The organism is Sphingopyxis sp. YF1 (assembly GCF_022701295.1).
Classification (GTDB): domain Bacteria; phylum Pseudomonadota; class Alphaproteobacteria; order Sphingomonadales; family Sphingomonadaceae; genus Sphingopyxis.
Genome location: NZ_CP033204.1, coordinates 310,034 through 333,903 on the forward strand (window position 1 = coordinate 310,034; position 23,870 = coordinate 333,903).

Here is a 23,870-nt window from a genome sequence, read left to right on the forward strand (position 1 = left end):
TAACCGCGGAGGGCCGTTCACTCCGGAGGTTTAGATTTTTCCGCGTACCGAAAAGGCGAAGATCGGGCCGATGCGGCGGTTGCGCTCCTCGACGAAGGCGATGGGGCTTACGCCGCGTACCTCGGTGTAAACGATGCGGTCGCGGCGCGAGCGTGCGCCGACCGCGTTCGAGATCGAGGCGCGCACCGTCAATCCCATCACATCCTTGTGCTCGACGAAGACATTGGCCCACACCGGGCCTTCCCAAATGCGGTCGACCTGGTTGCGGCGGTAGTTGGGCTGGTTGTGCGAATATTCGGCGCCCGCGCCCCACGCCCAGTCGGTGCCCGCGACATCGTGGCGGACGTCGGCACTGATGATCCTGTCGGTAAAACCGCTCCACTGACGTTTTTCGCCGGTGAAGGGATCGCGCAACGTCGATTCCTGAAGCAACGCACGCGTTTCGAGCTTGACCCCCTTGAGCCCCGCGGGGTCGAGATTGATCGTCGCGGTCCAGTCGATCGCGCCTGCCTTGGCCCTCGCGATATTGCCCACCGCCTCGCCGGTGCCGACCGGCACGATGTCGACCCGATCCTCGACGTCGCGGTAGATGAGGATGATCTTGGTCGAGCCCCACGCGCCGAATTTCTTGTTGATCTCGGCCTCGTAGCTCCAGTCCTGTTGCGGTCGGAGATCGAAATTGGTCTCGTTCTGATTGCCGTCGTTGAGGAAGGCGCGGCCGAGGAAGTCGTAGAAGGACAGCTGGAGCACGCGGCGGCGGATCTTGAGCGAGGCGTCGAAATCGGGCGACGGCGTCCACGACAGCGTCAGCGACCCTTTCGGCCGCGCGAAGCTGCGCTCGACGCCGTTCGGGCCCGCCTGCGTGATCGTCGAATGTTCGGCGCCGGCGACCAGCTGGAACGAGAATGTGTCGGTGAGCTTGCGCCCGAAGCTGAGCAGCCCCTCGTAGCGGTCTTCGCTCACCCCGCCCGTGCCGCCCGGAAAGGGCTGGTTGACGAATTCGCCGTCGGTGAGCAGCCCGATCGAGGCGATATTGTCGAGCGTGTTGAACGCGGCCTCGCCCGACAATTGCCAGTCGCCGCCCCACATCTTCCACTGATATTCGCCGCGCGCGATCGTCTCGCCGAGGTCGCCGACCTGCGCGAAGCGATCGCCTTCCGCGGGCCGGCCGTCGGCGAAGCGGGTCACGATCTCCTGCGAATAGGGTTCGTGGCTGAAGCGGCGCAGCCCGATCAGCTTGAGCTTGCCGGGGCCGGCGCCGAACTGCCAGTCGCCGCCGACCTCGTAGTTCCAGCTGTCGTTGTCGGTGCGCACGGTCCGGTAGCGATCGGCGGTATCGGGGCTCGTGCGGATGCCGTTTTCGAAATAGCGGTCATATTTGCGCTGATAGTGTGCGCCGAGGTTCGCGACGCTGCCCCCCGGTCCGTCCCATTTGATCCGGCCCGACAGCTTGGGTGTATCGTAGTGCGTGTTCCAGATGTCGTTGCGCCGTTCGACGATGTCGCCATCCTCGTCCCTGATCAGTGTCGGGCCGCCCGCACCGCTGCGCGCCGAATCGTCGTTGTCGAGCGCGGCTTCATATTCGATGGTGCCGGCGCGGCCGCGTACCGAGACGCTGCCGCGGGTGAACAGCCGGTCGGTGTAATAGGCGCGAAATTCGGGGCGCCACGAAAATTGCCCCGAGAAATTGTCCGCGCGATAGACGATGTTGGCGACCTGCCCCGACAGCCCGGGGAGGTCGAGCGTCGCGCCGTCGACGATCTCGATCCGCTCGACGTCGCCCGCGGGGATGCGCGATAATTGGGTGTACATGTCGTCGGCCTTGTTTGACGGCCGCTCGCCGTTGAACAGGACATTGCCCGTGGCGACCCCCAGGCCGCGCAGATTTTCATTGTCGCGGATCGAAAAACCCGGGACCTGAATCAGCATGTCATAGGCATTCTTCGGCGCGTAGCGGGCGAAGTCGGCGGGGGCATAGACCTGTCCCGAGGTTCGCTGGCTGGCGGTCGATGCTTCGACGGGCGCGGGCGGCGGGGTGTCGCCGGAGGGGGCGTCCTGCGCCATGGCGGGCGTGGCGGCGAGCACCGCGGCGAGCGCGGACAGGCTGGACAGCGTCTTCATCGTGCCGCCCCCGCCGTCTTGTTCATCGCCTTTGCATAGGCGCCGGTCACGCCCAGCGCCTTCATCCCCACCACATCGTCGGACGAGAGGTCGGTATAGCCCGCCTCGGCAAGCTCGCGGACATAGGGTCCGTCGATGCCGAGCGCGCGACACGCGATGGCATCGGCGATGCGGGTGAGCTTCATCGGAGCGGTCCTGAGGTCGCGCACATAATCGGGTGTCACGCCGAGCGCGGCCGCGCCGATCAGGTCGCCGGTGTCTTCGGGTTTTACCCCCTCGCGCGCCAGCCCGTCGGCCAGCGCCAGCGTCGCATCGACCATCAGCATTGCGAGCAGATCCGATCCTTTGGCGGGGGTGAGCCCGCGGTCGGCGAGTCCGCGCTCGAACCCCGTGTCGGGCGCGAAGCGGCACCGGCCTTCGCCGTCATAGGCGCGGGCGAGGGTGCCGTTGCAGTCGAGCGTCCCCGCTTCGTGCGCGACGCGGAAGGACACGGCGCCGGCGGCACCGCCGAGCGCGGCCCGGGCGGCAGCGAATTCGGGGCGCGACCGCGCCAGCGCGTCGTCGAGCGCCATGTCGTTCGTCGACGTCCGGTGGCTCAGCCGTAGCCGGGGGGTGTCGCCCTTGCCGGCATCGGATTCGACCTGCCAGCGGATTTCATCGGTGTCCGGCGCCGCATCGGCGGTCGTGCTCCGGCCGGGCGCGGAGCAGGCGAGCAGCGCGAGAAAGGCGAGGCTCGATGCGATCATGGGGGTCTTCATGGCAACACTTCTCCCTCCGTGCGCCAGGCGAGCGACAGCGCTCGCCGCCGCAGCGGCGTTTCCAAACATTGTTTCGATCAGCGACGTGTGAGTTCGGACGAACGTCCGAACGTCAGCGCTCGGGCGGTGCCGGCGGTTCGGGTGTCGCGGGCATCTCGATCCGTGCGACCCGACCATCGCCCGAGCGGGCCTCGATCACGCCGCCCGGACCCATTCGGATCGTCGCCGACTTGTCGCCCTTTGCACCCTTGGTTCCCTTCGATGCCGAAAGCGGGGGGGCGTGCCCCGCCCCGACCGCGCGCAGCGCGATCGCATCGTCGGGATCGCGCAGGATGACGCCTTCCTTGCGCATCTCGCGCAGATAGGCGCCATCAATCCCCATCGCGCGCATGCCGGTCAGTTCGTCGATGTCGACGCGCGGGAAATGCGAACGGATCTCGCGGACATAGTCCGGGTCGATGCCCACCGCGCGGGCGCCGATGATCTCGCCGACGTCGGCACCGGGGAACAGCCGGCGCATCTGGCCGAGATAGGCGCCGTCGACCCCGCTCGCCTTGGCGGCGATCATGTCGTCGGGGTCGGCCGACCAGCGGTCGTCGCGCATCCGGCGAACATCCTCGGGCGTGACGCCGACCGCACGCATGGCGATCAGCTGGTCGGGCGTCAGCCGCTTGTGCGAATCCGCGGCGGCAACGCGTGCCGTGTCGTGCGTGGTCGTTGCCGTCGTTGCGGTCGTCGCGACGCCGGTGACGGGCGGACCGCTGCGCGTGGCGAGCGTCTTGTTCGCTTTCGGCGTGATGGCCGAAAAGGCGGCGAGCGGCGCAGTCACGCCGGCGAGCAGCACCACGCTCATCAGCATCCAGCCCGGGCCTGCGGGGCCGCGGCGGAGCGTGCCGTCGAGGACGCGGGTGATGCGGCGCTTGAGGCTCGACTTGCCCGGTGCGACGCCGTGCGCTGCGAGCAGCGCGCCTTCATTGTCGTGGCGTGCCGCGCCGACGAGCAGCGTCGCATAGTCTGGACCGTCGATGTCGGCCATCAGCACCGCATCGTCGGCGGCTTCCTCGCGCAGTTGGTGGCTTTCGCGCGCGAGTATCCACACCAGGGGGTTGAACCAGAAGAGTGCGCAGGCGATGCGCGCTGCGAGGAGCTTGGCCCAGTCCAGGCGCGCTACATGCGCCAGCTCGTGCGCGATGATCGCTTCGGCTTCGCCGACCGCCTGTACCGCCTTGGGACTGAGCACGATCGTCGGGCGCAGCACGCCCCAGCTGATCGGTGAGCGCAGTTCGGCGCTGACGAGCAGGGCGGTGCCGTGTTTGAATCCCATACGCCGCTGCGCCTCGGCGAGTGCGGTCAGCCACGAATTGTCGACGAGAATCTCGGCGCGGCCGCGCATCGCGAACAGCCGTACGATCGCCAGCATCATCACCCCGAACAGCAGGATCAGCGGGATGGCGTAGAGAAAGGGTGCGATGTCACCGACCGAGACCGCCATCGACGGCGATCCCCCGGCCGCGCCGGCCACAACCGGTGCCGAGGTCGCGATCGGAGCCGGGACACCCGGCACGCCTCCCGTCGTTGAAAGATCGGCAGCCGCCGACGCCGCAGCGGCGACGGGCGCAGCCTTGGCGAACCAGCCGTGCGGCAGCGGCGTCCAGGTCGGCAGCATCAGGTTGGCGGCGGGCAGCAGTAGCAGCGCCGCGAGCCCGGCGTGTGCGATCATCGAGCGCTCCCCCGCCGAGCGTCGCCGTGCGAGCCGCAGCAGCAGCAAGGTGACGGCGGCGACCGCGACGGATTTCCAGGCGAGACCCAAGAGCAGGGCGGGGGTGATCATCGTGTCGAACATTATTTCGCCCTCCCTTCGCGTGCATCGGCGATCAGCTTTTCGAGTTCGTCGAGTTCCGATGTGCTCATCTTGTCCTGCATGCCGAGCAGCGCGGCCGCCGCGCTCGTGGGCGATCCGTTGAAGAAGACGCGCACGACCTGGCTGAGCGCCGACTTGCTCGCCGCCTTTTCGGGGACGCTCGGTGCGTAGAGGAAACCGCGGTCGGATGCAGAACGTGCGACGAAGCCCTTGCCCTCGAGCCGCTTGAGCATGGCCCGGATCGCCGACCCCGACAATTCGTCGGCGAGCGCCTCGCCGATCTCGGTCACGGTGGAGGCGCCGCGTTCGTACAATATGTCGACGATCTCGCGTTCTCGGGGTGGCAGGCTCGACAACATGGAATCACCTCATGCGCTACATTTGTAGCGTGCTACATTTGTAGCGCGGGCTTGGCAAGGGGTTTTATCGCGTCAAGGCAATGGCGCGGATCGGGGGCGTCTGGCTCGGGCGGTGCCTATCCGTCGCGGCCGTAGACATCGTCGCGGAAGGCGATGCCGCGCTTGGTCGCGACCGCGGTGATATAGGTGAGATAGACGGGCACCTGCGCCGGCAGCGGCACGGCCTGCTCGGGCGTCTTCGATCTGGTCGCGATCGGGCGTTGCATCAGCCAGCGGCCGAGTTCGGCGGCATCCTCGAGGCGGATGCACCCGTTGCTGAAATGGCGGTCGGGCTTGGCGAGCAGCGCGCGCTCGGGGGTGTCGTGGAGGTAGATGCCTTCCTTGTTCGGGAAGAGGAATTTGACCTTGCCCATCGAATTGGCGCCGCCGGGAAGCTCGCGCAGGCGGAGCGCCCGGTCGCCGGCCGCGACGGCCTGCCAGTCGATCGTCGCGGGGTCGAGCTTTTGCGGGTTTGAACCCCAGTCGGACAGTGCCTCCATGCGCAGTGAGGCGAGGCTGCGCCCCGCGAGCACCTTGGGCGCGATGCTCTTTTGCGCGAGATAGTCGGGAACGTTCCAATAGGGGTTGAGGATCGCCCATTGCAGCCGGCCGGCGAGCATCGGCGTCTGCGTTTCGGGGGCGCCGACGACGACCTTCATCGATCCGGCGCGCTTGCCGGCGCCATAATACCAGAGCTGCCCCGATGAGGCATCGACGACGATATGATAGACATAGGGGCCGGGAAGGATGCGCGCGCGGTCGAGGTTGAGACGCAGCCGCGCCAGATCCTGCTTCGAGGCGCCCGCCTTGCCGGCGTGCGCGGCAAGATTGCGCAGGCGGAGATAATGTTCGCTCATCCAGCCCATGCCGGTCAGATAGGCGCCGAAATCCTGTGGGAAGGCGGCGGCGCGCAGCACCGCGGCGGCCGCGAGCCTCTTCGGCTTGAGGCTCCGATCGGCGTAGATCATCTTTGCCTTGCCGGGCGTGCGCATGTCACGGACATAGCGTGCGAAGGCGTCGGACAGCGCGAGTTCGGCGCGCGCCACGGCTTCGGGGCTTCCGGATCGCGCTGCGGAGATGAGCGCGCGCAGTCGGTCGGGACGGTAGGAGGAGGATTTGAGGCCGTCGAGTTCGGCGCTGTCGAGCCAGCCGAGCAGCGACTGCGCGTCCGGCCCGATCTTGCCCGCGCGCACCCACAGCGGGCGATAGCCGCGTTCGCCGTAGAAGCTCTTGAGGTCGCCGCCGGCCTCGGCGCGGATTGCGGCGACGAGCGCCGGGCTGGCGGGCGCGGGGGCGGCTTTGGTGACGGTCTTGCTCGCCTTTTTGGGCGCCGCATGGGCACTGGCGACCGTGAGCGGCAACGCTGCGATGGCACAGATCGCCAGCATCGTCGTGAGCGCCGTCGTGACAAGGGGAGCGCGGCGAGGCCGCGCTCCCGCTCGTGTCGGGATCAGCCCCGCTCTCCCAGCCGGGTCGGCGGCGGCGGCGGCGGCGGGGCCGGCTGCATGTTTGGATGATAGATGCCGTCGGCGGTGTAATAGCCGTCGATGATGCCGTCGCCGTCGCGGTCGGCGGCGACGCTGCCCGACACGGCGCCGGGCGGCGGCGGTGCGGCGGCGACCTCGTCCTTGTTCGAGCAGGCCGACATCAGCAGGGCTGCGGCCCCGGTGAGGATGAGGGGGGTGAAACGCATGTTCGCTCCTTGGACTGGCGCACGGATGTTTCCTCCGGGCGCACGTGCCCATCCCCTACGCCGGGCTATGCCCGTCGTTGCCGGTGGTTTCCGCCGCCGCGACCGGTAGTGCGATTCGTGCGGTGGCCGGTGATGCTTGGGCGGCCGGCCGCTATCGGCGCGCCGCGGCGCTCTGCTCGCGGATCGCCCGGAACTCGCTGCTGTCCTTCCATCTCGGCCATTTGTCTGAGCGCACCAGCTCGTCGCCGATCCGGTAGAAGAGCGAAATATCCTCGATCGCGCCGTCGAGGTTCCAGCTTTCGTCCCACGCGTCGCAGGCCTGATGGTAGCAATGGCCGGTATAGTCATCGACCCACTTCTGCCCTGCGGGCTTGCCGCCGTCGACGAGGTCGGAAGCCCCGGCGATGCCCATCATCAGCAGCACCGGGACGCCGCGCTTGGCGAGGCTGAAATGATCGGCGCGAAAAAAGAGGCCGCGTTCGGGCAGGCTTTCGACCGATACGGTGCGCCCCTGCGTCGCGGCGAGGCGCGCGAGATCGTCCTCAAGGCTGCCCTGTCCCTTGCCGACGAGGATCACGTCCTTCGCCCTGCCCGCGGTCTGGAGGATGTCGAGGCCGAGGTTGGCGACGGTCTTTTCGAGCGGGAAGAGCGGGTTGGCGGCATAATGTTCGGAACCGAGCAGTCCGCGTTCCTCGGCGGTCCAGAAGGCGAAGAGCAGGGTGCGGTCGGGCGGCGGCGCGGCCTTGAAGGCGCGCGCGATCTCGAACAGCCCCGCGACGCCGAGCGCGTCATCGTTGGCGCCGGCGCGGTAGATGCGCCCCTCCGCATCGGGCTTGCCCTCGCCATAGGCGTCCCAGTGTGCGCCATAGACCACCGCTTCGTCGGCGCGCGTCGTACCGGAAATCTTCGCAAGGACGTTCTGGCTCTCGACGACCGCGTGCGTCACGGGCACCGCGGCGCTGAAGCTGGTGCCGAGGTCGACGGGACGGAAATCCCTGCGCCGCGCGGCGACGCGCAACTTCGCGAGATCCTGCACTGCGCCGGCGAACAGTTTCGTCGCCGCCTCGTCCGAAATCCAGCCCTGCAGCGCGAGGCTCGTGAGCTTGTCGGAGGCGCGGAGGATGTCGTAGTTTTCGCCGGCGGGGGCGGTGACGACGTTCCAGCCATAGCCGACGCCGTCGCTGTCGTGGACGATCAGCGCCGCCACCGCGCCGCGCCGCGCCGCCTCTTCGAACTTGTAGGTCCAGCGCCCGTAATAGGTCATCGTGCGCCCGCCGAACTTGCCGAAGGCATCGTCGCCCCGCCCCGCGGCGAAATCGGGGTCGTTGATCAGGAAGACCGCGACCTTGCCCTTCAGATCCTGCCCCTTGAAATCGTCCCAGCCGCGTTCGGGCGCGTCGACGCCGTAGCCGACGAAGACGAGCGGCGCGGCGTCGACCACCGCGCGGTCGTCCGGCCGGAGCGTCGAGACATAGATGTCGGTGCCGGGGATCAGCGGGGTCGCCACGCCGCCGCGGTCAAAGCGCAGCCATTCGGGCGTGCCCGTGCGCGTGTGGAGCAGCGGCACGCGCTGCGTCCAGCCGCCGTCGGTGCCCGCGGGTTCGAGCCCGAGCGCCTGGAGCCGCCCGATCAGATAGCCGATCGTCCGCTCCTCGCCCACCGTCCCCGGCGCGCGGCCCTGGAACTGGTCCGAGGCGAGGGTGCGCACGGTGTCGGCGAGGTTGGCGGCCGAGATGTCGGGCGCCGCGGGCGCCGAGGGCACGCCCTGCGCTACGGCGGGGGCGGCGAACGCCGCGAGCAGGAACGGCGCGAGCAGCGGGGCGAGGCGGCGGGGAAGGGGGAAACGGGAGGGCATGGCGGGGCTCCGGAACGGGAGAGGGGGCGTCCCGCCTAGCCCTGCGGAGCAATGCGCGAAACCCGGAATCCGGGTGCCGCCTGATCATCGGCCGGTTACCGTGCTGCGTGATAGGGTGCGCGATCGCGGGAAGGACGATGCGGGGCAGTCTGGCCATGCCCCCGTCTCGGGCAAGCCGAGCGACGTATCAATCCAGCGAGAGGGTTGTTGGCGCCGGAATGGATCGGTTTAGGGGTTTATGCACCTGTCACCGTAATCCCACCGTAATCCCATCGCGCCGGTGTTGGAGCGCGTCGGCGATTTCACGGCCTTTCTGGATGAGGCGTTCGACGAAGCATTCACCTATGCCGCGCTCCGCAAAGCCGAAAATATCGGCCGCCCGATCGGTTCGCCGCAATGGCTGGAGGATATGGAAGCGAAGACCCAGATCGCGCTTAAGCCGAAAAAGCGTGGACCCATGACAAAATTTTGGGGGTTAAGTAAGCTGTCACCGTAATTCGTCACCGTAATTCATGGTCATCAACTTTTTCAATTTTAGAATAAATTATGAGTGACATTGCGAATATAATAAAAAATAATATCAATAGAAACGCATAGCTCAAGCCTAATTTGAATATGAAATTTATTATTATAATAATAATCCATGAAACAGATGGAAATAAATAAATTATTAATGATAATTTTTGATTTTTGTTCTTGTTTTTAAAATATAAAAAAATTGAAAAAATCAAAATAATAGTTCCAAATATTAAATTCTTTGTTTCAGAAGGAATTCTTAAGGTAAATATTACAATAAATATTGATACAAATATCAAGTTAACTATAATTTTCATAGAAATACCTAAAATCCAACAGGAAGAACATCTTCTATAGTAGGAAATATCCCCAATCCGCAATTCGGATCGCTTAGCACATTGTATCCAGCGGCAAATAGTCCACCTGCTACCCGTGCGTACGGTGAAGACAGCAGGCCGCCAACGAATCTTTTGGCTCCTATTCGAGCTCCGTCGAGCGCCCCCCTTTTAATTCTTTTTCCTTTTTGACTTTCCATAGGCAGAAGCAATCTATCTTCCTTTGAATCTCGTGAAATTGCTCCCGATATTGCCGTTCCAGCATCCATAAGCGTGGTCGCTGGATTATAAGCGCCTAAAGCACCGGCGCCTGCCGTTTGCAGGGCGCACTGCAGAAGGTCTGGCTCACTCTCTTCGTCCTTATTCTTATCCTTGGGGTTGCAGCTTATGCCCTTACGGCAATTTGCAATTACATTTATTGGGGCATCTGCATCATATGGTCCATTACCATCCACTAGAGCAGCCGCTATCGCGATGGCGTCCAAATATGAGCCTATGGCGCCCGCCCCCCTAAGCCTTGACCCGTTTACGTCGATAGGTGGGCCAGCAAAACTGAACAATCCCGTTGGATCGCTAAAATTCACAGGGTCGCTGCCGACATAATTATACCAGTTCATCCCGTCGCTGTACCCGATCGGATCGGTCTGCATGAACCGCCCGAGCGTCGGCGAATACATCCGCGCCTTGTAATACCACATGCCGACCTCGGGCAGCCAGAGCTGGCCGATGTAGCCGAACTTGCCGACATTGCCCGGCGCAGGGATAGCATATTCGTCATAGGCGCTGAGGTTGATCGTCGCGCCCGCGCTGTCGGTGATGCTCACCACGCTGCCGCGCTCGTCGGCCATCAGGAAGCGGCGGGTGGTGCTGCCGATCGCGCTGCCATCGTACCAGACGATCGGATTGTCGAGGCCGGGGCCGTGGACATAGCGCGCGGTGATCGACGATGTCGTCTGATATTCGGCGATGCGGTCGACGCCGTCATAGGCGAAGCCGGTCGGCGTCGGGATCGCGGTCGTATTGATCGCCGACAGCCGCCCCAGCGCGTCATATTTGAGCTTCGCGCCGCCGGGGCCGTCGGTCATCAGATTTTCGGGGCTGTAGACGAAGCTGTTCGTCCCGTCGCTCGTCAGATTGCCGCGTGCGTCGTAGGCGAAGGCGGTCGATCCGATGTTCATGATCCGGTTGAGCCCGTCGGCGACATAGCTGCGATCGACATTGTAATGCGCCTGCCAGGCGTAGGCATCGTTCGACCGCGTCACGCTTCGGATCTGGCTTGCCGGATTATAGGTGAAGGCCTGAACCAGATCGTGCGTCGTCGCGCTGCCGCCGAGATTGTTGGTCAGCGTGTCGAGGCGCGAGGCCGCGTCATAGGCGAAGCTCTGGACGCTGCCATTGCCGAAGGTCACGCTGGTGCGACGGCCGGCGTCGTCATAGGCATAGGCGGCGAGCACGCCGACCCCGCTTGTCGCGCCATTCTCGCGGATTTTAGTGACGTTGCCGGCGACGTCATAATCATAGTCGATCGTCAGCCCGCCGCCGGGATAGGCCATCGAGAGCCGCCGCCCCGCGGCATCATAGGTGTAGCTGGTCGTGCCCAGCCCCTGCGTCTGGCTCGTCACCCGGCCCAGCGCGTCGTGGACGAAGCCGAGCGTGTTGCCCGCGCCCTTGGTCGCGCTGAGCGCGCGGCCGAGCAGGTCGTAGGCGTAGGTCACATCGTGGTTGGTCCCGCCGGGGACATCCTTGGCGCTCAGTCGGCCGAGATCATCGTAGCTGTAGCCGATCGCCGTGCCGTCGCGCAGCCGGCGGCTGGTGACATTGCCGCGCGCGTTATAGCTGAACTGCTCGTAATCGGCGGCGTTGCTCGCGTCCGAACCGCGGGTTGTCATCGGATAGCGCGTCTGCGACAGGCGGTCGTGGCCGTCGTAGACATAGGTGGTGCGGTTGCTTTCGGCGTCGATCGCATGGCTGACCCGCCCGTTGGCAGTGTAGGCCGCGCGCACCTCGTCGGCGGCGGCGGCCGTGCCGACCGCGCTCTCGACCTTGGTGACGCGCCCGAGGCTGTCATAGCTGTTGCGGCTGATCCGGTCGGGGCCGTAGGTCATCGATGCGGTCGCCGCGGTGCAGGCGCTCGTCGGCAGCGAACCCCAGGTCGCCGGGTTCATGCGCAGCGCGGTGCAGAGCAACCGGTTCTCGCTGTCATAGCCATATTGCGCGACGCTTACTGCGCCGGCGGTGCCCGATATGATCTCCGACAGCTTGTTGCCCTTGGCGTCGTAGGTGACGTCGACGGTCCGGAGCGGCGCGATGGCATTGAGGCTCGCGATCGTCGTGCCGGTGACGGTTCCGGTTTCGGTCCTCGTGACCCGGCCGTTGGTGCGCGTGTATCGCACCGCCTGCCGCTTGCGTGTCCCCGCGCCGTCGGGGTCGGGTCCGATGACGCCGCGCAGCTGGCGATTGAGGCCGAACAGATAATAGGTCGTATCGTCCGTCCCCGCGAGCGGTCCGTCGACGCTCGCGACATTGTCCATCACGTCGTAGGTGTAGCCGATCGTCGAGCTGACGACGCCATCGCCCGACGCGGTCGTGACGCTGCTCGGCATGAGATTCGGCGTATTATACGCAATCGTGACCTTCGTCTCGTTCGCGGTGCCGGAACAGGTCGCGGCGGTCGCGCAAGCCGTGATCCGGGTGACCTTGTACTGGGCGTCGGGTACATTGGTCAGGACGCCGCTGCTGTTCTTCACCTGTGCGTAGAGCGGCGTGTAGCCGTAGTTGATTTCGGGCCTTGGCGAACCGGCGTCGGGCGCCGGAAGCTGGATCCGTGTCACGCCGCCGTGCGTCGTGTCGTAGGTGAAGTCGGTGCGCTGGCCGCCTTCGTCGATCGTGTAGTTCGGCGAATTGCATGTCTTCGCGTTGGTACAAGAGGCATCGAACGAGGCGGTGGTCACGATATCGGCCAGCCCCGACCCGGACTTTGCGACGCGCCGTACCTCGGTCATGTTGCCGCGCACATCGTAGGTCCATTGCGTGTAATTGCCTTCGGGATAGGTTTCGCGCGTCTTGCGTCCCGATGCGTCATATTGATAGCTGGTGGTATGGCCGCCCGCGTTCGTATAGGATGTCGGCCGCGAAATGCTCGTGTCGACGACGTAGGTCTCGGTCGTCGACCCGGGGCCGGTTACCGTCGTGGTCTGCGTGCTGCCGCTTGTCGTATAGCTGTAGTCATAGACGCCGTCGTCGGTCGTAAGCTGATCGACCCGGTCGCTGGTGTCGTAGACCGCCTGTGTCTGGCCGGGGTTGGTTGCCGGCGGGGCCAGTTCCGTCACCTTGCCGTCGAGCCGCTCGATCGTCGTGACGTTGCTGTCCTGATCGATGATCGTTTGCGTCACCGTGCTGCCGCTTGTTGTTTCCGACAAGGTTTGCTCAGGCCAGCTTTGAGTCAGTCCCGTGCAACTGTCAGCGGCGGGGTTGCAATAATCTTGGCTGAGATTGATCGCCTTGACGCTCGTCAGTTTTTCGTACCCGCTGCTGCTTGCCGAGTTCGACAGATATGTAGGTTTCAGCATATATCCGTCGCTGGTCGCAATCGACTGCGTTCTTATATGCTTAATATATGAACAAGTTTGATTCAGTGGCGGGCCGAGGCAATATTGCGCGCCATCGGAAATTTTATACTGGTATTTAAAAACCCTTCCGTCGGAATCTGTGATAGTCCTCAGGTGCGCGCGGATAACGTTCCATTGCGGTTGGAATGTCGTGACATTGATTTCGCGCACAAAATAATAAATTTTCCCCTCGGAACTGGTGTAAGTCCAGTTCTCAGGAGGGCCCGCCACCTTGACCAAGGTCGACCCGTCTCCATTTGCAGGAGGTAGGCGCCGCTTACCAATTTGAATTCAATGGATTTTCCGTACAGGTACACCGTTGCGCCAGGGCCCGACTTGGTCAACCCTGTCACATAAGCATTGAATTTTGTGTAATCGACGACGCCAGACCAGCCATTGACCATGCCAAGATCGCCGGTCGAGAGCGGAGCCGCCTCCACATGAAGCTCGCCGGTCCGCACGTCCACGCCGCGGCCATCGACGATAGGGTCGGCATCCGTCACATAGACTGGTGTTTGTGCATATGCGGCAGGACTGACCACTACAAGCAATAGTGCCAGTGCAAATATTTCCTGCAGCATGTCCCGAAACTTCTGCCAACGCATCGCCATTCGCTCCCCCAGCCTGACCCAAAGTTCAATCGCGACAGATGTCAGGGCGGCGGGTTCGGTGAGTTGGTGGTCTTCAGGCGTTTGCGGTTGTCGGCCTTGTCATGCTCATATTCGGTGGTGACATTGTTGTTCACCGTGCCGGTGCGCACGACCTTTACCAGCCGCCCTTTTGCGTCATAAGTATAGGTGATGGTTTCGGCGGCATTAACACTGCCGATTGCTGCCATTGTGGCGGCAATAGCCAAGGTTTTGCGAAAATATCGCATATATCCCTCCCGATCCTGTTCGAAAGCGACCCGAATCGCATCCTGAACGATCTTTTTCAGGGCTTCGTCTTTTCGAGGGCAAGTCAAGCTTTGGGCGAAATTATTCTTTTCGGTCCGATATTTACTTCGGCCCGCTGTGCGGGTTTTGACCGCAAGAAACGGGGCGCGGCGGTGCGCGCGAGGTGCGAGGGCGGCGGCATGCCTGCGATACCCGATGCTCCGCCCGCCCTGACGCCCGCCCCGGCGCCTGTCTCAACGTCCGTCCTGCCGTCCGCTTCGGCGCCCCGAACGGCGCCGGGCGACGCGGGCGATGCGGGGGGCGCGATCGCGGCGCGGCTCGCGGCGCAGGACTGGGCGGCGGTCGCGGCGGCGCTCGATGGCGAGGGGTGGGCGGTGCTGCCGGGGCTGCTGGGCGCCGGCGAATGCGCCGCGGTCGCCGCGCTCTATGACGACGCGGCGGCGGCGGGGCGCTTTCGCAGCCGGGTCGACATGGCGCGGCACGGCTTCGGGCGCGGCGCCTATCGCTATTTCGCCTATCCGCTGCCGCCGCTCGTCGCGGCGCTGCGGTGCGGGCTCTATGCGGAGCTGGCGGGGATCGCGGAGCGCTGGGCGGCGCGGATGGGGCGCGCGGGGGACTATCCCGCCGACCACGCCGCCTATCTCGCGCGCTGCCGCGCGGCGGGGCAGGCGCGGCCGACCCCGCTGCTGCTCGATTATGGCGCGGGCGACTATAATTGCCTGCACCAGGATATTTACGGCGCCGAGCATTTCCCGTTGCAGGCGGCGCTGCTGCTGTCGCGGCCGGGGGGCGATTTCGAGGGCGGCGAATTCGTGCTCACCGAACAGCGCCCGCGCATGCAGTCGCGGACCGCGGTGGTGCCGCTGGGGCAGGGCGATGCGGTGATCTTTGCGGTGCGCGAACGCCCGGTGCGCGGCAGCCGCGGCGATTACCGCGTCGCGATGCGCCACGGGGTGAGCGCGGTGCGGTCGGGGCGGCGGCGCGTGCTGGGGGTGATCCTGCACGACGCGACCTGAGGTCGGGCGGCGCGAGGCGGGGCGGCGTGAGGCGGGGGGCCGGGGGCGCGGATTTGCCGGCGCGCGCAACGCTTCAGAAATCCTTGAGAACTCCGTCAGGATTCGCGCCGCCCGGCGCGGCTAGGCTCGGGCCGTTCCATGGGTTCGAGACAGGAGTGCAGCGATGTTCAGAGGATTTTCCACCCCCGCCGTGCGGCGCGCGGCGCCGTTTGCCGCCGGGCTTGCCGCGGCGCTGGCGCTCGGCGCGTGCAGCAGCGCGAAGAGCGAATTCGCCGACGCCGACAGCGGCGAGACGCTGACCTTCGTCGACGACAGCCATGTCCAGTATCTGGGCCATTTCGACGACCGCGAGTGGCTGTACGAGGCCGAGCGCGATTCGAACGGCGACATATTGGAGATGGTGATGCGGCACCCGCAGGTCGGGTCGCTCGAGTTCCGGCGCAACGACGACGGCTGCCTGAGCGGCAAGATCTGGGGCAGTGCGAAGGGCAATTACCGGCGTTTCTGCCCCGCGTGACGGGGTGGGCGCGGGCGCGGCGGACGGCCGCCCCGCGGGCGGGACGCAGACAGGACAGGCTGAAGGGAGGACGCGGGCATGGCCAACGTCGGGACAATCGAATCGATCGAGCAAATCTACAGCTTCGTGCGGACGGGCACGGTGCAGGACGGCCACAGCCGGATGGACACGTCGGTGTCGACGACGACCAGCCACGGCGGCGGCTACAACGCGCGCGCGACGACGAACACGTCGGTGAGTTCGACCGAGATGCTGCGCATCTTCGTGCGCGAGGATGACGGCGGGAAGGAGTTCGAGGCCGAGTTCGCCGACCCCGATTTCGGCGTCCGCGAAGGCCACCGCGTGACGGTGGTTTATGCCGGCGACCAAGCGTCGCGGGCGGGGTATCCGATGGGGCTGGTCAACCACAGCACGGGGCGGAGCCAGGTCTTTGCCAAGCGCGCCGAATGGATCGTCAAGCGCACGCACCAGGGGCTGGGGTGCGGGTTGCTCGCCGGGGTGCCCGCGGTCGCCGCGATCCTGCACGGGACGAGCAACACCGACACGCTGGGGCTGTTCGTGCTGATCGCCTTCCTCGCGGTGGCGGGCTGGCTGTTCGCGCGCAAGCGGCGTAACGACGCGCTGGCGCAGGCGGTGGTCGAGGCAGTGCGCGGGCGCGTGCGCGAGGCGGCGGAGGAGGGCGGTGCGCGCGGTGGATAGCCGCGCCGCGGTCAGGAGGGCGCGGCCGTCGCGGCGGCGCGCCACTGGTCGCGCGTGAGTTCCCAGTAAAGCGAGGCGCGCGCGGTGCCGTCGGCGCGGACGCTCTGGCGTTCGCCGCGCCGCGCGAAGCCCGCGGCCTCGATGACGCGCGCCGAGCGGATATTGTCGGTGGCGGCGGTCAGCCCGATCAGCCGCACCCCGAGATGGTCGAACATCCAGCCGAAGCTGCGCGCGGCGCCCGCCTTGCCGCGCCCCTGTCCCTGCGCGTCGGCGCGGTTCGCCCCCGCGAGCTCGGCGGCCGAGCGGTCGGGCCAGATAGTGAAATAGCTGTAGCCCGCGACCGTGCCGCGATCGTCGAGCACCACCGCGAGCACCGCCTCGCCGCGCGCCTGGGCCGCCTGCGCCCCGGCGACCCACGCCGCGATCACCGCGGGGGTGAAGGGGCGCGGCAGGTCGTAGATCGGGTCCGACACCGCGGGATCGGCGAGCAAGGCGACGAGTCCCGCGACATGTTCCGGCCCGGCGCGGCGATGGTGCGGGCCGAGCAGCGCCAGATCGGCGGCGCGCACCGCCGCCCGGATCGCCTCCGCCTCGGCGGCGTCGACTGCGAGGATCGTGTCGGGGGGTGCGCTCATGATGCCGGTTTCCCATTCCTTCGCGATGCGGTCGTCTTTGCAAGCGTCGCCGACGCCGAGGCCCGTTGATGGCGGACGCGGCGGCGGTGCGCAACAGCAGGTGTCGTACGTTGTCGATCGCTTGCCGCTTCGATACGGATAGCCGGAATGACCCGCGAATCCCTCGTCGCGGCGCTGGCCGCCGCCCTGCGCAACCTGCCGCCGCCCCGCGCTTCGGCTCTCTTCGAAGCCGACTGGGCCGACATCGGGTCCGAGGCGGTTTCTTCCTTCGCCGAGGTTTTGAGTGCCGCGTCCGAGGTGAAGCAGCTGTGGAGGAAGTGGGCGCTGTTGCCCAATTCCGAGATGATGCTGACTGCCAGCGCCGCGGCCATCTACCTCGGCGACCGATGCAGGCGAGGGGAGTCCGTGCCGGCGGTCGTCGATTCGCTGATCGATTTTGCCCGGACGGGCGAAGTGGACTTCGTTTCCGTTCACGCGCTGACGAACGTCGTCGTCGACGATCGGGTCGATATCGGACCCGATGTTTTCGTGGCTCCGCCGTCACAGCTTCCCGGCTCGCTGGGACGATATGTGGCGTTCGAAGGCGGTATGCCGACCGGACCGGGGCAGGGCGTGCCACCGGGCCTGAGCGCACTGGTCATTCGCCGGCGTTTCTTGTGCCTGCGCGATTCTCCGTCCATGGCGCCGGCCGCGGAGGGCGGCGACGATTGGGCCGCGTTCACCGCGACGGCCGGGCGTTTCGAAGAGCTTTTGTCGAAAGCCAAACTGGCTTTGATCGCCGCGGGCGGCGTCGCGCCGGAATTCGGGTCGTCCTATGGTTATGCCAGCAATCCCGGCTGGCCATGCATGCGCGAGAGCGGGGTTGGCGGGGTGGTCGAGGCCGGTCCGCTGCCGCGGCAGATTTCGCGTGCCCAGTCTGCCGCCATGCAGGCGATCTTCGACCGGGCCGAGGCGGGCAGTCCCACGCTTTTGCTGGCAATCGGCCGCCTCCAAGCGTCGCGGCGCAGAAAGACGGTCGAGGAACGTGCGATAGACCTTGGTTCCTGCTTCGAAATCCTGCTGATGCACGGCAATTCGAAAGACAATAGCGAGATCGCGAACAAGATTTCGCATCGCGGCGCCTGGCTGCTGGGAGCAACCGGCGCCGAACGCATCCGGATCAGCAAGATCATCAAGCAATGCTATAATTTGAGATCGACGGCGGTCCATTCGGGCAAGCTGCCAGCGGCCAAGGCGCCCGCCGCCATCGAGAAGCGCGAGAGCGACCTTCGGGATGCGGAGGCGATTGCGGAGCGCCTGATCGGTCTGTTGATCGACGGCTGGCCGGACAGTTGGGACGATGTCACGCTCGCCAGATCGGACGGGCCGGCCTGACTTTTAAAAGGGTGATTTGGCAGCCCGTTTGTGACGGGATGGCGCACGCCCTGCAGTCCGCACAATTGCAGGCCGGCCGCGGCATCGGCTGGAGCGAGGGCATAGCCCGGCCCGCCTTCGGATCGCACCCGTGTGCAAGACCGGCGGCTCGCGCCACCTCGACCTAATAACCAAATAGGTGATTTTACCTTGACATCGTGACGCTGATATGGCACATGGGTTCCATCATCGACAATTGCGAGTCGGGCCGGGGCCTCCGCTGGAGGCTTGCCGGCCCGTTTTCGTCTGGAGGCGCGAATGGACGAGGAGCGGGACGAGATCGGAGCGGGCCCCGTCGGCCCCCTGCAGCGGCGCAAGCCGCGCGCCAACGGCTGGACGCTGGGGCGGCGGCGCCTGTTCCTGGAAGAGCTGGCGGCGAGTTGCAACGTCGGGCGCGCGCTTGCCGCGGCGGGGATGGGGTCGGGCGGCGTGTATCGCCTGCGCCAGCGCGACCCGCTATTCGCCGAACAATGGCAGGCGGCGCTGACGCTGGGGTACGAGCGGCTCGAAATGGCGCTGCTCCGCCGCGCGATCGAGGCGGTCGAGGGGCTGACGGCCGACGCGGCCGACGCGGCGCGCGAGCCGGTGGTCCAGATGACGGTCGCCGAGGCGAGCGCGGTGCTGCGCCAGCATCGCGCGAGCGTCGCGGGCGGCACCGCGCACCGCGCGCGGTCGTCGGCGCGGCAGGTCGCGACGCAGCAGGAGGTCGACGCGATCCTGATCGCGCGCATCCGCATGGTGAAGCGCCGGCGCGCGCTGCGTCACCGCGACGGCAGTGCGGTGGCGCTGCCCGCACCGGGGGGCGATGCGTGAAGAAACGATGGCGGGCGCCGAGGGCCGCGACCGTCGGGCGCTGGACGCCGGGGCGGCTGAGCGCCTGGTCCGAGATCGTCTTTGCGCAGCTGGGCGGGCTGGACGAGCGCGAGCGCGCGTGGGTGCTGCGGACGCTGACCGCGGCGCAGCGGCGCGAACTGGTCGAGCGCTGGTACGGGCAGCAGCACGACGGGCAGCGCGAACCGCCGGGCGACTGGCGCATCTGGCTGATCCAGGCGGGGCGCGGGTTCGGCAAGACGCGCGCGGGCGCCGAATGGGTGAGCGAGATCGCGCGCGGCATGCCCGAGGCGCGGATCGCGCTGGTCGCGGCGACGATCGCCGACGGGCGGAAGGTGATGATCGAGGGGCCGAGCGGGCTGATCGCGGCGGCGCGCGACCATGAGCGCGGCGACCTGTGCTGGACCCCGGCGCGGCGCGAACTGCGCTTTGCCAGCGGCGCGCTCGCGACGCTCTATTCGGCCGAGGCGGGCGATGCGCTGCGCGGTCCCGGACATCATGCCGCCTGGTGCGACGAGCTGGCCAAATGGCCGCGCGGGGTCGCGGCGTGGGACAATCTGATGCTGGGCATGCGGGAGGGCGACCGTCCGCGCGTGCTGGTGACGACGACGCCGCAGACCAATGCGGTGATGCGCCGCGTCAAGGCCGCGACGGGGCTGGTCGAAACATTCGGGCGCACGCGCGACAATCCGCACCTGCCGGGCCATTTCGTCGCGGCGATGCTGGCGAGTTACGGCGGCACGCGGCTGGGGCGGCAGGAACTGGGCGGCGAACTGCTCGAGGATGCCGAGGGCGCGCTGTGGACGCGCGCGCTGATCGAGCAGTGCCGGGTCGCGGCGGACGGCATCGGCAAGCCGGCGCGCGTGGTCATCGGGGTCGACCCGCCGGCGACGAGCCATGGCGATGCGTGCGGGATCGTCGTCGCGGCGCTGCTGCGCGACCGCCGGCTGGCGGTGGTCGAGGACGCGAGCGTCGAACGGCCGACGCCGGGCGTGTGGGCGCAGGCGGTCGCCGCGGCGGCGGCGCGCTGGGGCGCCGACCGGGTGGTCGCCGAAAGCAATATGGGGGGCGAGATGGTGTTCCAGACGCTGCGCCAGGCCGACTGCACGCTGCCGGTGGTGCCGGTGCATGCGAGCGTCGGCAAGGCGCGAAGGGCGGAGCCGGTCGCGCTCGCCTATGAACGCGGCGAGGTGGTGCACGCGGGCGTCTTTGCGGCGCTGGAGGACCAGCTTTGCGGGTTGCAGGTCGGCGGCGGCTATGCGGGGCCGGGGCGGTCGCCGGATCGGACCGATGCCTGCGTTTGGGCGCTGGCGGAATTGCAGCGGGGACTGGCGGGGGTGAAGGAGCCGGGGGTGCGGCGGGTGTAGCTGGCCTTATGGATGATGGGCGTTTCTCCCCTCCCGCAGGCGGGGGTGGGCCTGCAGCGGTGCGATTGCCCACCCCGCTGCGAGTAGCGGGCAAGCTCGCAACCCTCGCTGCCCCTCCCGCAAGCGGGAGGGGAGAAAGGCCGGGCGGCGGGGTCGCGCAGTATAGGGAGATCATCATGAACTGGTTTGGCCGCAAGGCCGCGCAGGGTGCTGCGCGGCCCGCTTTGTCGCGTGTCTATGGGAGCTGGAGCGCGCCCGCGCCGCTGTCGTGGGAGGCGCAGGTGCGCGAGGGGTATCTGTCGAACGCCATCGTCCAGCGGGCGGTGCGTCTGGTCGCCGAGGCGGCGGGGGCGGCGCCGGTGGTGGCGAACGATCCGGCGCTCGCCACGCTCGTCGCTGCGCCATCGGGCGGGCAGGGGCTGGTCGAGGCTCTGGCGTCGCAGCTGCTGCTCCACGGCAACGGCTATGTGCAGATCCTGACCAACGGGGCGGGGGCGCCGGCCGAGCTGTTTGCGCTGCGCCCCGAGCGGGTGACGGTCGAGGCCGACGCGCGCGGGTGGCCGGTCGCCTATCGCTACAAGGCCGGCGGGACGACCGCGGTGCTGCCCGCCGAGGATGGCGCCGGGCGCGTGGCGGTGGTGCATGTGAAGGCGCTGCATCCGCTCGACGATCATTATGGCGCGGGGTGCCTGGGCGCCGCGGCGGGCGCGATTGCGGCGCATAATGCGGCGGCGAAGTGGAACGCAGCGTTGCTGGAGAATTCGGCGCGGCCGTCGGGGGCGCTGGTGCACGATCCGGGCGACAAGGGGATGCCTTTGTCGGCCGAACAGGTCGACCGGCTGCGCGCGGAACTGGCGGAGAGCTTTGCGGGCGGGGCGAATGCGGGGCGGCCGTTGCTGCTGGAGGGTGGGCTCCGGTGGCAGGCGCTGTCGTTGACGCCCGCCGAGATGGATTTTCTGGCGCTGAAGGACAGCAGTGCGCGCGAGATCGCGATGGCGTTCGGGGTGCCGCCGATGCTGCTCGGGCTGCCCGGCGACGCGACCTATGCCAATTACCGCGAGGCCAATCGCGCCCTGTGGCGGCTGACGGTGCTGCCCCTGTGCGCCAAGATATTGGGGGCGATCGCGCAGGGGCTGCGCGGGTGGTTCGACGGCGCCGAGCTGCGCGTCGACCTCGACCGGGTGCCGGCGCTGGCCGAGGACCGGATGGCGCTGTGGCGCGAAGTGTCGGCGGCCGACTGGCTGACCGCGGACGAGAAGAAGACGCTGCTGGGCGTCGGCTGAACGGAGGCAAGCGACATGGACGAGGACGAAGCGCTGGCGCGGCTGGTCGCGCTGGCGGGCAGCGATGCCGCGGGCGTCGCCGACGCGGCGATCCTGCGCGCGCTGATCGAGGAGGCAAGCGAGCTGGGCGCGCGGCGCGCGCTGGCGCGGCTGGGGCTGGCCGACGCGGCGGCGCATGGCGACATCGGCGACCTTCGCCAGCTGCTCGGCGCGTGGCGCGACGCCAAGAAAAGCGCGTGGAAGGCGGCGGTCGACTGGGCGGTGCGCGGCATGCTGGCGCTGCTGATCGTGGGGCTGGCGGTGAAGCTGGGTCTGCCGGGGCTGCTGCGATGACGGGCCGCGCCCGGGCGCGGGCCCCCGCGGTCGCAGCGGAGAGCGGCATCCGGTTCGCGGGCTATGCGGCGGTGTTCGACCGGGTGGACCGGGGCGGCGATGTCGTGCGGCCGGGAGCTTTTGCGGCGAGCCTTGCGGCGCGGCGTACTGTGCCGCTTTTGTGGCAGCACCGGCCCGGCGCGGTGGTCGGGGCGATCGAGGCTTTGGCCGAGGATGCCCGCGGGCTGCGCGTCGTCGCGCGCGTGACGCATCCGACCGCGGCGGCGCTGGTCGCACGCGGCGCGCTGACCGGATTGTCGTTCGGATATCGGGTGATCGCGGCGCGGGGAAGCAATCCGCGCGAGCTGCTGGGGCTCGACCTGGCCGAAGTGAGCCTCGTCGCGGCGCCGATGCAGGCGCTGGCGCGGGTGATTGCGGTGGAGCGTGAGGCGATCCTCCCTGCGCCGGAGGCGTGGGGAGGTGGCAGCCCGCAGGGCTGACGGAGGGGCGGCTGGCGCAAGGCTGCGGCCCCTCCACCGCCGCTTTGCGGCGGTCCCCCTCCCCACGGCTTCGCCGCAGGGGAGGATACCGGTTTTCAGAAGGAGTGACGGGCATGGAGATGGAAACGGAAGTGAAGGCCGATGCGCTCGACGGGGCGTTCGACGCCGTGCTGGCGGCGGAGGCGGTCGACGAACTCAGGGCGTCGGTCGCGGCGCTGAAGCGCCAGGTCGACGCGCAAGCGGTCGCGGCGGCGCGATTGCCGCTCGACGGGGCGAAGGCGGCCGATCCGGCGCGCGATGCGTTCGTCGAACGCTATCTGCGGCGCGGGATCGACGCCGGGGTGGAGATGAAGAGCCTGTCGGGCGCGAGCGGCGCCGAGGGCGGCTATGCGGTGCCGCGCGAGATTGACGGCAGCATCGCGGCGACGCTCAAATCGCTGTCGCCGATCCGCCGCATCGCGAGCGTCGTGCAGACGGGGACGAGCGGCTATCGCAAGCTGGTCGCGACGGGGGCGACCGCGGCGGGCTGGGTCGGCGAGACCGCGGCGCGCCCCGAGACGGCGACGCGCGGCTTTGCCGAGATCGCGCCGCCGTCGGGCGAGCTTTACGCCAATCCGGCGGCGAGCCAGGCGATGCTCGACGATGCGATGTTCGACGTCGAAAGCTGGCTGGCCGACGAGATCGCGCGCGAATTCGCGGTCGCCGAGGGCGCGGCCTTCGTCGGCGGCAACGGGACGAACCGGCCCAAGGGATTCTTGTCCCATGTCGCGACGAACGAGGGCGACGGCGTGCGCGATTTCGGCGAGCTGCAATATGTCGCGAGCGGGGCGGCGGGAGCGTTCGCGGCGGCGAGCCCGCAGGACCGGCTGGTCGACGTGGTCCACAGCCTGCGCGCGCCGTACCGGCAGGGCGCGTGCTGGGTGATGAACAGCGACACGCTGGCGCGCATCCGCAAGTTCAAGACGTCGGACGGCGCCTTCATCTGGCAGCCGGGGCTGGTCGAGGGACAGGCGGCGAGCCTGCTCGGCTATCCGGTGGTCGAGGCCGAGGACATGCCCGCGATCGCCGCCGACAGCCTGTCGATCGCCTTCGGCAATTTCCGCGCCGGATATCTGGTCGCCGACCGCGGCGAGACGCGCATCCTGCGCGACCCGTTCAGCAACAAGCCTTTCGTGCATTTTTATGCAACCAAGCGGGTCGGCGGCGCGATCATCGATTCGAACGCGATCAAGCTGATGAAATTCGCCGCCAGCTAG

General features: G+C 67.3%; 22 protein-coding genes. 11 read left to right on the plus strand and 11 right to left on the minus strand.

From position 1 onward, the window contains the following. Positions 1-30 precede the first annotated feature (30 nt). From EAO27_RS01585 to EAO27_RS01615, 7 genes are all read right to left on the minus strand, one after another. Positions 31-2,121 carry a TonB-dependent receptor plug domain-containing protein gene (locus EAO27_RS01585; protein WP_242776429.1) on the minus strand — a complete coding sequence of 697 codons (2,091 nt, stop codon included), beginning with the start codon at positions 2,119-2,121 and terminating at the stop codon, positions 31-33. Further along, positions 2,118-2,879: a hypothetical protein gene (locus EAO27_RS01590; protein WP_242776432.1), complete on the minus strand. Its 762-nt coding sequence runs from the start codon at positions 2,877-2,879 to the stop codon at positions 2,118-2,120. The genes EAO27_RS01585 and EAO27_RS01590 overlap by 4 nt, the downstream gene beginning before the upstream one ends. Positions 2,880-2,991: 112 nt before the next feature. Next, positions 2,992-4,722, minus strand: a complete 1,731-nt coding sequence (locus EAO27_RS01595; protein ID WP_242776434.1) for a M56 family metallopeptidase — start codon at positions 4,720-4,722, stop codon at positions 2,992-2,994. Beyond that, the gene (locus tag EAO27_RS01600; RefSeq protein WP_242776436.1) at positions 4,722-5,099 is read right to left on the minus strand and encodes a BlaI/MecI/CopY family transcriptional regulator; all 378 of its coding nucleotides are present in this window, start codon (positions 5,097-5,099) and stop codon (positions 4,722-4,724) included. Before EAO27_RS01600 ends, EAO27_RS01595 begins: the two co-directional genes overlap by 1 nt. 116 nt (positions 5,100-5,215) lie before the next feature. After that, on the minus strand, positions 5,216-6,526 hold the full coding sequence (locus tag EAO27_RS01605; protein WP_242776438.1) for a L,D-transpeptidase family protein: 1,311 nt from the start codon (positions 6,524-6,526) through the stop codon (positions 5,216-5,218). 62 nt (positions 6,527-6,588) lie between these two features. Continuing rightward, a complete protein-coding gene (locus tag EAO27_RS01610) occupies positions 6,589-6,831 on the minus strand; it encodes a hypothetical protein (protein ID WP_242776440.1) in 243 nt (80 codons plus the stop codon). Positions 6,832-6,982: 151 nt separating this feature from the next. Further along, a complete protein-coding gene (locus tag EAO27_RS01615; protein WP_242776442.1) occupies positions 6,983-8,686 on the minus strand; it encodes a M28 family metallopeptidase in 1,704 nt (567 codons plus the stop codon). 280 nt (positions 8,687-8,966) lie between these two features. Here EAO27_RS01615 and EAO27_RS01620 point away from each other — a divergent pair, with 280 nt between their 5' ends. Next, positions 8,967-9,182 carry a hypothetical protein gene (locus EAO27_RS01620; RefSeq protein ID WP_242776444.1) on the plus strand — a complete coding sequence of 72 codons (216 nt, stop codon included), beginning with the start codon at positions 8,967-8,969 and terminating at the stop codon, positions 9,180-9,182. A 345-nt stretch (positions 9,183-9,527) separates the two neighbouring features. Here EAO27_RS01620 and EAO27_RS01625 read toward each other — a convergent pair whose 3' ends face one another. The 3 genes from EAO27_RS01625 to EAO27_RS01635 all read right to left on the minus strand — a co-directional run bounded on the left by EAO27_RS01625 (position 9,528) and on the right by EAO27_RS01635 (position 13,983). Beyond that, positions 9,528-13,106 carry an RHS repeat-associated core domain-containing protein gene (locus EAO27_RS01625; protein ID WP_242776446.1) on the minus strand — a complete coding sequence of 1,193 codons (3,579 nt, stop codon included), beginning with the start codon at positions 13,104-13,106 and terminating at the stop codon, positions 9,528-9,530. Between the two features lie 149 nt (positions 13,107-13,255). Further along, positions 13,256-13,756 carry a hypothetical protein gene (locus EAO27_RS01630; RefSeq protein WP_242776448.1) on the minus strand — a complete coding sequence of 167 codons (501 nt, stop codon included), beginning with the start codon at positions 13,754-13,756 and terminating at the stop codon, positions 13,256-13,258. 41 nt (positions 13,757-13,797) lie between these two features. Beyond that, positions 13,798-13,983, minus strand: a complete 186-nt coding sequence (locus tag EAO27_RS01635) for a hypothetical protein (protein WP_242776451.1) — start codon at positions 13,981-13,983, stop codon at positions 13,798-13,800. Positions 13,984-14,220: 237 nt separating this feature from the next. Here EAO27_RS01635 and EAO27_RS01640 point away from each other — a divergent pair, with 237 nt between their 5' ends. The 3 genes from EAO27_RS01640 to EAO27_RS01650 all read left to right on the plus strand — a co-directional run bounded on the left by EAO27_RS01640 (position 14,221) and on the right by EAO27_RS01650 (position 16,273). Further along, complete coding sequence (locus tag EAO27_RS01640) at positions 14,221-15,057, plus strand: 2OG-Fe(II) oxygenase (protein ID WP_242776453.1); 837 nt, start codon at positions 14,221-14,223, stop codon at positions 15,055-15,057. Between the two features lie 163 nt (positions 15,058-15,220). Beyond that, positions 15,221-15,574, plus strand: coding sequence for a hypothetical protein (locus EAO27_RS01645; RefSeq protein ID WP_242776455.1), 354 nt, complete (start codon positions 15,221-15,223; stop codon positions 15,572-15,574). 78 nt (positions 15,575-15,652) lie between these two features. Further along, positions 15,653-16,273: a hypothetical protein gene (locus EAO27_RS01650; RefSeq protein WP_242776457.1), complete on the plus strand. Its 621-nt coding sequence runs from the start codon at positions 15,653-15,655 to the stop codon at positions 16,271-16,273. 11 nt (positions 16,274-16,284) lie between these two features. On the opposite strand, the gene EAO27_RS01655 is transcribed toward EAO27_RS01650, so the two are convergent. Next, the gene (locus tag EAO27_RS01655; protein ID WP_242776459.1) at positions 16,285-16,908 is read right to left on the minus strand and encodes a GNAT family protein; all 624 of its coding nucleotides are present in this window, start codon (positions 16,906-16,908) and stop codon (positions 16,285-16,287) included. A gap of 147 nt (positions 16,909-17,055) precedes the next feature. On the opposite strand from EAO27_RS01655, the gene EAO27_RS01660 reads away from it, so the two are divergent. The 7 genes from EAO27_RS01660 (at position 17,056) to EAO27_RS01690 (ending at position 23,870) form a co-directional block, all read left to right on the plus strand. Then, positions 17,056-18,282 (plus strand): HEPN domain-containing protein, encoded by a 1,227-nt coding sequence (locus tag EAO27_RS01660; protein ID WP_242776461.1) that lies wholly within the window; start codon positions 17,056-17,058, stop codon positions 18,280-18,282. A 297-nt stretch (positions 18,283-18,579) separates the two neighbouring features. Next, positions 18,580-19,134 (plus strand): hypothetical protein, encoded by a 555-nt coding sequence (locus EAO27_RS01665; RefSeq protein WP_242776463.1) that lies wholly within the window; start codon positions 18,580-18,582, stop codon positions 19,132-19,134. Positions 19,135-19,292: 158 nt separating this feature from the next. Continuing rightward, the gene (locus EAO27_RS01670; protein ID WP_242780389.1) at positions 19,293-20,519 is read left to right on the plus strand and encodes a terminase family protein; all 1,227 of its coding nucleotides are present in this window, start codon (positions 19,293-19,295) and stop codon (positions 20,517-20,519) included. 176 nt (positions 20,520-20,695) lie between these two features. After that, positions 20,696-21,802 (plus strand): phage portal protein, encoded by a 1,107-nt coding sequence (locus EAO27_RS01675; protein ID WP_242776465.1) that lies wholly within the window; start codon positions 20,696-20,698, stop codon positions 21,800-21,802. 15 nt (positions 21,803-21,817) lie between these two features. Further along, on the plus strand, positions 21,818-22,135 hold the full coding sequence (locus EAO27_RS01680; protein ID WP_242776467.1) for a DUF6127 family protein: 318 nt from the start codon (positions 21,818-21,820) through the stop codon (positions 22,133-22,135). Further along, complete coding sequence (locus tag EAO27_RS01685) at positions 22,132-22,614, plus strand: HK97 family phage prohead protease (protein ID WP_242776469.1); 483 nt, start codon at positions 22,132-22,134, stop codon at positions 22,612-22,614. The genes EAO27_RS01680 and EAO27_RS01685 overlap by 4 nt, the downstream gene beginning before the upstream one ends. 113 nt (positions 22,615-22,727) lie before the next feature. Continuing rightward, complete coding sequence (locus tag EAO27_RS01690) at positions 22,728-23,870, plus strand: phage major capsid protein (protein WP_242776471.1); 1,143 nt, start codon at positions 22,728-22,730, stop codon at positions 23,868-23,870.

Coding starts and splice junctions, on each gene's coding strand:
- EAO27_RS01645 (WP_242776455.1), top strand. CDS start 15,221: ATGTTCAGAGGATTTTCCACCCCCGCCGTGCGGCGCGCGGCGCCGTTT.
- EAO27_RS01660 (WP_242776461.1), top strand. CDS start 17,056: ATGACCCGCGAATCCCTCGTCGCGGCGCTGGCCGCCGCCCTGCGCAAC.
- EAO27_RS01600 (WP_242776436.1), bottom strand. CDS start 5,099: ATGTTGTCGAGCCTGCCACCCCGAGAACGCGAGATCGTCGACATATTG.
- EAO27_RS01590 (WP_242776432.1), bottom strand. CDS start 2,879: ATGAAGACCCCCATGATCGCATCGAGCCTCGCCTTTCTCGCGCTGCTC.
- EAO27_RS01650 (WP_242776457.1), top strand. CDS start 15,653: ATGGCCAACGTCGGGACAATCGAATCGATCGAGCAAATCTACAGCTTC.
- EAO27_RS01625 (WP_242776446.1), bottom strand. CDS start 13,106: ATGCTGAAACCTACATATCTGTCGAACTCGGCAAGCAGCAGCGGGTAC.
- EAO27_RS01605 (WP_242776438.1), bottom strand. CDS start 6,526: ATGCTGGCGATCTGTGCCATCGCAGCGTTGCCGCTCACGGTCGCCAGT.
- EAO27_RS01585 (WP_242776429.1), bottom strand. CDS start 2,121: ATGAAGACGCTGTCCAGCCTGTCCGCGCTCGCCGCGGTGCTCGCCGCC.
- EAO27_RS01675 (WP_242776465.1), top strand. CDS start 20,696: ATGAACTGGTTTGGCCGCAAGGCCGCGCAGGGTGCTGCGCGGCCCGCT.
- EAO27_RS01610 (WP_242776440.1), bottom strand. CDS start 6,831: ATGCGTTTCACCCCCCTCATCCTCACCGGGGCCGCAGCCCTGCTGATG.
- EAO27_RS01680 (WP_242776467.1), top strand. CDS start 21,818: ATGGACGAGGACGAAGCGCTGGCGCGGCTGGTCGCGCTGGCGGGCAGC.
- EAO27_RS01655 (WP_242776459.1), bottom strand. CDS start 16,908: ATGAGCGCACCCCCCGACACGATCCTCGCAGTCGACGCCGCCGAGGCG.
- EAO27_RS01690 (WP_242776471.1), top strand. CDS start 22,728: ATGGAGATGGAAACGGAAGTGAAGGCCGATGCGCTCGACGGGGCGTTC.
- EAO27_RS01635 (WP_242776451.1), bottom strand. CDS start 13,983: ATGGCAGCAATCGGCAGTGTTAATGCCGCCGAAACCATCACCTATACT.
- EAO27_RS01630 (WP_242776448.1), bottom strand. CDS start 13,756: ATGGCGATGCGTTGGCAGAAGTTTCGGGACATGCTGCAGGAAATATTT.
- EAO27_RS01685 (WP_242776469.1), top strand. CDS start 22,132: ATGACGGGCCGCGCCCGGGCGCGGGCCCCCGCGGTCGCAGCGGAGAGC.
- EAO27_RS01615 (WP_242776442.1), bottom strand. CDS start 8,686: ATGCCCTCCCGTTTCCCCCTTCCCCGCCGCCTCGCCCCGCTGCTCGCG.
- EAO27_RS01595 (WP_242776434.1), bottom strand. CDS start 4,722: ATGTTCGACACGATGATCACCCCCGCCCTGCTCTTGGGTCTCGCCTGG.
- EAO27_RS01640 (WP_242776453.1), top strand. CDS start 14,221: ATGCCTGCGATACCCGATGCTCCGCCCGCCCTGACGCCCGCCCCGGCG.
- EAO27_RS01665 (WP_242776463.1), top strand. CDS start 18,580: ATGGACGAGGAGCGGGACGAGATCGGAGCGGGCCCCGTCGGCCCCCTG.